The organism is Dietzia maris (assembly GCF_014144855.1).
In the GTDB taxonomy this organism is placed as follows: domain Bacteria; phylum Actinomycetota; class Actinomycetes; order Mycobacteriales; family Mycobacteriaceae; genus Dietzia; species Dietzia kunjamensis.
In genome coordinates this window covers 1-6,232 of record NZ_JAALDN010000385.1, presented here as the reverse complement: position 1 = coordinate 6,232, position 6,232 = coordinate 1, and the positions used below count along the sequence as shown (strand labels likewise).

The window sequence follows — 6,232 nt, the reverse complement described above, 5'->3', positions numbered from 1 at the left end:
GGCCCGGCGCGACGAACGTCACCGTGTCGGTGCCGCCGAGCAGTCGCACCGCGTGCCGGGACTTGCCGGATCGGACGCCGCCGGTCACCAGGACGCGCGTCATCCCCGCCGCCCCCGGCCGCCCGCGAGGGCCGGGCCGGAGAACAGGGCCAGTCCCACGACGAAGCCGAAGTCGTACCAGTTGCCGTTGTTGTTCACCTCGTAGATCGTCACGGTGTCGGTGAACAGGGAGATGACGAAGGTGACGGGGAGGATGATCCCGTGCCACAGGCCGAGGAGGAACCCGGCGCCGGTGGGGGCGACGTCGACGTTGGGTCCGGCCGCGCACGCGCCCAGAGCGAGGACGACGACGAGGAGGACACCGGTGGCCAGGCCGGCCCGTGACCGGGTGGTCACTACCGCCGCCCGCGGGTGAAGTAGAGGATCGGCCCGATGAAGTTGATCGCGATGATCGCGGCCCACTTGCCCTTGGAGCCCTGCACCTTCGCCGCGGGCCGGGAGGCGAGGTCCGCCCACGCGGTCGCGGCGAGTGACACCTGCACCGAGATGAGGGTGAGCAGGACCGTCTTCTGGGTGTCGGTCAGGTCGTTCCAACGCTTCTTCGTGGCCACGGCGTACCTCCCGGATCGGATTTTTCTTATCCTAGGCGCTGCCCGGCGCGAGGGATACGGCGTTCGCGGCGTTCGCGCGGGTGACCGGGCAGCAGCCGGGGTCGGAGGCGCGAACCGGGGTACCACCCGGCGAACAACAGGATGAGGATCGCCAGGTCCACGACGTCGCCCCCGTAGTACATGAGCTGCGCGCCGGCGCGGGCGTCGACCGGGTCCACGCCGGCGGGCGGGTGCGCGTAGAGCCACTTGGCGAGGATCGAGTGGGCGGCGATGAACACCACCAGCACGGTCGCGCGGACGCGCAGGGAGGCGCGGTGCGGGTTGGGGTCCGGGCCGATCATCGCCACGGTGAACGCGATCCCGGCGAGCAGGACGTGGACGTGGACCAGCAGGTGCAGGGCCATCGACCGGTGCATGAGCTCGAAGAGTTCGGTCGCGTAGAGGAGCCACACCCCGCCGCCGTTGAGGACGGCGGCGACGACCGGGTGGGTGACCACCCGTGCGGGCCGAGAGCGCAGGACGGCGGACACGGTGCGTGCGCCCGCAGTCGGGAGCGTCCGCAGGGCCAGGGTGACCGGGGCCGCCAGCACGAGGAGCAGCGGCCCGATCATGCCCACGAGCAGGTGGGTGGCCATGTGGGCCGTGAAGTCGTGGCGGGCCGCCTCGGCGAGCGGGCCGGCCCAGCCGACGCCCACGCTGGTCAGTCCGGCGATCCAGACGGTGGTGCGCCATCCGGGCCACGGTCCGCGGCCACGGTGCCGGTACACACCGAGGAGGTACGCGGTCAGGGCCAGGGCGAGGACGGCCGGTCCGACGGACTCGAGGATCCACCACTCGGCGGCGACGGAGGTCGCGTGGTCTCCCGGCGTGGTGCCGATCGCGCCGGCGCCCCCCGGCGTGGCGTCGTGACCGTCGTGCGCGTGTCCGGTGCCCACCGTCGATCAGCTCCGGGGCCGCCGAACCACGGGGGATGTGAGCGGCGCGTTCCTGGTCCGGCGCAGCATGACCAGGCCGATCGTCAGCAGGATGATCGCGGAGAGGATCCACACCAGGTCGTAGACGAGCAGGTCCACGCCGTAGCGGATCTGGTGGATGCCGAGGAGCTTGTGGAACACGATCCCGTCGACCAGTTGGAAGAACCCGATGCCGGTGAGGACCGCCCCGGCCCAGCGGGTCCACGGGACGACGATCTGCTGGCGGACGTCCGCGAACATGAACAGTCCCCACACGGTGATCAGCCAGGTCGCTCCGTGGAACAGGCCGTCGGCGACCAGCGCCGTCGTCGTGGTGGACAGGTCGTAGAAGTGGTGCCACTGCAGGAGCAGGTGGAAGACGAACAGGTCGATGACCGAGCCGGCGATCCCGCACCCGAAGAGGAATCCCGAGAGCACCAGGCGTCGCCCGGCGATCGGATCGGGTGCGGGGTCAGGTACGGGCCCGGCGGCGGGGGCGGGCGACGACGGCGTGGGCATGGGCGGTCGCCGTGGTCAGCTCGCGGTGGCGGTGTCGGATTCGTCCTCCGGTTTACCGGCCTTCTTCCACTCGGCCCGCTCCTTCATCTCCCTGGGACGGAAGTAGAGCAGTCCGGACAGGACGGCGACGAGGAAGACGACCAGCATGGTGATGAACAGCGGCCAGACGCCGGTGAGGAAGATGATCGGTACGGCCATCGCGGTGACGAGTCCGCCGCCGAAGAACGGTTCGAAGACGAGCTGCTTGTAGCCGAACGCCTCGAACGCGGGGCTCTGGGCATCGGGGTCGACGATGCGCATGAGGATGAGGCCGGTGGCGGTGACGCCCATCGACTGGCCGAAGTCTCCGATGCCGCGCTCGAACCAGTAGCGGCCGATGATCCGCGGTGCCAACCACAGGAAGATGCCGACGTTGACCAGGATGCCGGCCACGGCGAGGATCGTGAAGGCGCCGATGTTCTCGCCGATCGCCTGCAGGGACAGGGTGCCGATCGCCGCGACGATGAGGAAGTCGAGCGCCCAGCCCTGGATCCGCAGCATGATCTGCGGGTCGATGACGTGGGCCACCCCGGCCTTGGTCGCGACCACCTGGACGATGACGCCGCCGAGCAGGGCGATGGGGAACAGCGGTACGTAGGCGAAGATCTCCAGCGGGGTGTTCTCGTCGAGCATGACCGACGCGTAGGTGGCCTGCTCGATCCATCGCAGCCCCTCGAGGATCCCCAGACCGATGAGGATCGCCAGGGTCACCAGCGCGACGTGGAGGGACAGCGGCTCCACCGACGACGGGCGGGAGGTCATCTTGCCCGCCGAGTAGTACTCGTCCTCGCGGAACAGGCCCTTCTGCTCGCTGATGGACATCTTGGCGCTGCCGCTGATGAGCTCGGTCCTGCCGGTGCGGGCGCCCCAGTTGATCAAAGCGATGCCGAGCACGATGCCACCGACGATGCCCACCGTGGCCATGCCGACCGCGAGGTCGGCCCCCACCGTGAACCCGAGTTCCTCGAACACGCCCCGCATGCCGGCCGCGGTTCCGTGACCGCCCTCGAAGCCGATCTCGATGAGGGCGCCCGTCATGGGTGAAGCGCCGAGCAGGGGCACGAGGATCAGGGCGGCCAGCAACAGTCCGACGACGTACTGCCCGGAGCCCAGGGCCACGCCGAGGGAGAGCTGCGGACCGACGAGCTTGACGGCCCGGGAGGGGCGCGGCAGATCCTGGCCGAGGAACATCGTGGCGAAGATGACGCTGATGAGCAGGCCCGGGAGAGAGGACCACACCTCCACCATCGGTTCGGTGAAGAGCCCGTTCTCGCCCCACGGTCCGGTGAATCTGCCCAGCACTTCCGGCCCGAGCAGGAGGAGCAGGGCACCACCGACGATGGAGCTGGGGAGGAACAGGGACTGAACGATCCCGACCTTGACGCGGATGATCTTCCCGATCAACAACGCCAGTCCGAGGATGAGAAGGGCGAATCCCACAGCATTAGCCGACATGGCACAACCTCGGTTCCGGTCGACGGCCTCGTGGGGGTGCCCCCTCGGCCGAACCCTCGCCGGGCACCGGGTTGTGCCCGACGTGCCAGGGAATCTACGCGGGCGCCCGGCTGCCCGAGGGGACTTCGGTGGATCGGCGTGCCCGGCGGCTCCCGGAAGTCCGGGGACACCCGGGTCGCCCGGGGGCATCATCGACTGGTGACGGAATCCCGGTGGAGAGAGCTGACCGAGTGGCCCCTGATGGCGGCGGCGCTCGCCTTCCTGCTCGCCTACGCGGCCATGGTGCTCGCGAGGCCGGCCGGAACGGCGTTGCTCGTCACCGAGCTCGTCATGTGGGGGACCTGGCTGTGGTTCGCCGTGGACTTCGTGGTGCGGCTGGTGCTGGCGGAGCAGCGGGGACGGTGGTTGCTCATGCACTGGTACGAGGTGGCGGTGATCGTGCTGCCCATGTTGCGTCCGCTGCGCCTGCTCCGGCTGGTGACGTTGTTGGGGGTGATGCATCGTTCGGCGGGCACCGCGGTGCGCGGCCAGGTCATCACCTACGCGGCGGGGTGGACGGCGGTGCTCCTGGTGGTGTCATCGCTCGCGATGCTCGACGCTGAACGAGGCGCGCCCGGAGCGTCGATCTCCAGCTACGGGGAGGCACTGTGGTGGTCGGCGGTCACGGTCACGACGGTGGGGTACGGCGACTACTCCCCGGTGACCGCGGTGGGCAGGGCGATCGCCGTGGGGCTGATGATCGCGGGAATCGCCCTGCTGGGTGTGGTCACGGCGACGCTCGCCTCATGGATCGTCGAGCGGGTCGGTGAGCAGGACGACGCCAATCAGGCGGCGACCCGGGCCCAGGTGGCCGAGCTGACACGGGAACTCGCAGCGCTGCGCCGTGAACCGTCCGCAGCGCCGGCGCCCGGGCGCCCGGCCGAGGAGGGGGGCGGGCGCCCGGCCGGGGACTCGCGTGACCACCCGCCCGGCGGCTCGTCCGTATCGTCGGGTCCATGACCACGGACACCGCACGCCCCCTCACTCTCGGAACCCGGTACGCGAGCGAGTTCCCGGAACTGGGCGTGCCGTGGAAGGCCGCGGAGGCGTCCGGGCCGCGGCTGCTCGTGCTCAACGACGCGCTGGTCGACGAGCTCGGCCTGGACCCCGACTACCTGCGTGGCGAGGAGGGCGTGCGCGTGCTGACGGGCACTCACGTGCCGGACGGGGCCACGCCGGTCGCCCAGGCCTATGCCGGACACCAGTTCGGCGGGTACTCGCCCCGGCTCGGCGACGGGCGGGCCCTGCTGATGGGGGAGCTGCCCGATGGCCGTGACCTGCACCTCAAGGGTTCGGGGCGCACCCCGTTCGCCCGCGGTGGCGACGGACTGGCCGCGGTCGGCCCCATGCTCCGCGAGTACGTCATCAGCGAGGCGATGCACGCGCTCGGCGTCCCCACCACCCGCTCGCTCGCCGTGGTGGCCACCGGGAACACCGTGTACCGCGAGTCGCCGCTGCCGGGCGCGGTGCTGGCCCGCGTCGCCGCGAGCCACCTGAGGGTGGGGACGTTCCAGTTCGCGCGATCGGTCGACGACGACGAGCTGCTGCGTCGACTGGCCGACCATGCCATCGCCCGGCATCACCCGCACGCCGCCGACGCGGAGAACCCGTACCTGGAGCTGTTCGCCTCCGTGCTCCGCGGCCAGGCCGAGCTCGTGGCCCGCTGGATGCTCCTGGGGTTCATCCACGGCGTCATGAACACGGACAACACCACCATCTCGGGCGAGACCATCGACTACGGGCCGTGCGCCTTCATGGATGAGTTCGACCCGGCCACGGTCTTCAGCTCCATCGACACCGGCGGCCGCTACGCCTACGCCAACCAGCCGCCGGTTCTGCAGTGGAACCTCGCCCGGTTCGCCGAGACCCTCGTCCCGTTGGTCGACCCGGACCAGGACGAGGCGGTCCGGCTCCTCACCGAGGTGCTGGGCACGTTCCCGGAGCACTACCAGCGGGCGTGGACGGCCGGGATGCGCGCCAAGATCGGCCTGCCGGACGAGGTCGGGGACACCGAGGCGACCGACCTCATCGACGAGCTGTCCCGGCTGCTCAGCGCGACGCGGGCCGACTACACCGGCTTCTTCCGCGCGCTCGGGGCGGCCGCGGACGGGGACGACGAGCCGGTGCGCGAGCTGGTCGGGTCGCTCGCGGAGGGCTGGGTGGCGATATGGCGGGCCCGTCGACCCGACCGGGGATCGATGGACCGGGTCAACCCGATCTACATCCCGCGCAACCATCTCGTCGAGGAGGCCCTCGACGCGGCGACGGCAGGGGACCTGGGGCCGCTGTCCGAACTCCTCGTCGTCGTCACCGACCCCTACACCCGGCGCGCCGGTTACGAGCGCTATGAACGTCCCGCCCCTCCCGAGGCCGCGCCACACGTCACCTACTGCGGCACCTGACGCGCCGCCCCCAGCAGTACGCGCGTATTGATACGAAACATTTATCTTCCGTGGGTGCTGTTTGTCAGCCGTTCGTACGACAATGAGGTTGTCACATCAATCTTACGGCCGGGCCGTGAGACGGGCGGGAGGCCACCACGTGCGACTACTCATCGCGGACAGCGACGGCGGGTACCGCCAGCCCTCGGCCATTCTCGGACGGTTCGTCGACGAC

The 6,232-nt window shown here is 70.4% G+C and carries 8 protein-coding genes; 2 read left to right on the top strand and 6 right to left on the bottom strand.

Going from position 1 to position 6,232, the window contains the following annotated elements:
* The 6 genes from G6024_RS12625 to G6024_RS12600 all read right to left on the bottom strand — a co-directional run.
* The coding region (locus G6024_RS12625; RefSeq protein WP_182640378.1) for a bifunctional adenosylcobinamide kinase/adenosylcobinamide-phosphate guanylyltransferase at positions 1-103 on the bottom strand (103 nt) is incomplete at its 3' end.
* Positions 100-396 carry a hypothetical protein gene (locus G6024_RS12620; RefSeq protein ID WP_067713061.1) on the bottom strand — a complete coding sequence of 99 codons (297 nt, stop codon included), beginning with the start codon at positions 394-396 and terminating at the stop codon, positions 100-102. The genes G6024_RS12620 and G6024_RS12625, both read right to left, overlap by 4 nt.
* A complete protein-coding gene (locus G6024_RS12615) occupies positions 396-611 on the bottom strand; it encodes a hypothetical protein (RefSeq protein ID WP_067713058.1) in 216 nt (71 codons plus the stop codon). Before G6024_RS12615 ends, G6024_RS12620 begins: the two co-directional genes overlap by 1 nt.
* Positions 612-637: 26 nt before the next feature.
* On the bottom strand, positions 638-1,546 hold the full coding sequence (locus G6024_RS12610) for a cytochrome c oxidase assembly protein (protein ID WP_235027893.1): 909 nt from the start codon (positions 1,544-1,546) through the stop codon (positions 638-640).
* A gap of 6 nt (positions 1,547-1,552) precedes the next feature.
* Positions 1,553-2,083, bottom strand: coding sequence for a DUF2243 domain-containing protein (locus tag G6024_RS12605; protein ID WP_159148850.1), 531 nt, complete (start codon positions 2,081-2,083; stop codon positions 1,553-1,555).
* Positions 2,084-2,098: 15 nt separating this feature from the next.
* Positions 2,099-3,577: a sodium/glutamate symporter gene (locus G6024_RS12600; protein WP_159148849.1), complete on the bottom strand. Its 1,479-nt coding sequence runs from the start codon at positions 3,575-3,577 to the stop codon at positions 2,099-2,101.
* Between the two features lie 240 nt (positions 3,578-3,817).
* On the opposite strand from G6024_RS12600, the gene G6024_RS12595 reads away from it, so the two are divergent.
* Positions 3,818-4,576, top strand: a complete 759-nt coding sequence (locus G6024_RS12595; RefSeq protein ID WP_159148851.1) for a potassium channel family protein — start codon at positions 3,818-3,820, stop codon at positions 4,574-4,576.
* A complete protein-coding gene (locus G6024_RS12590) occupies positions 4,573-6,018 on the top strand; it encodes a protein adenylyltransferase SelO (RefSeq protein ID WP_159148848.1) in 1,446 nt (481 codons plus the stop codon). Before G6024_RS12595 ends, G6024_RS12590 begins: the two co-directional genes overlap by 4 nt.
* Positions 6,019-6,232 lie beyond the last annotated feature (214 nt).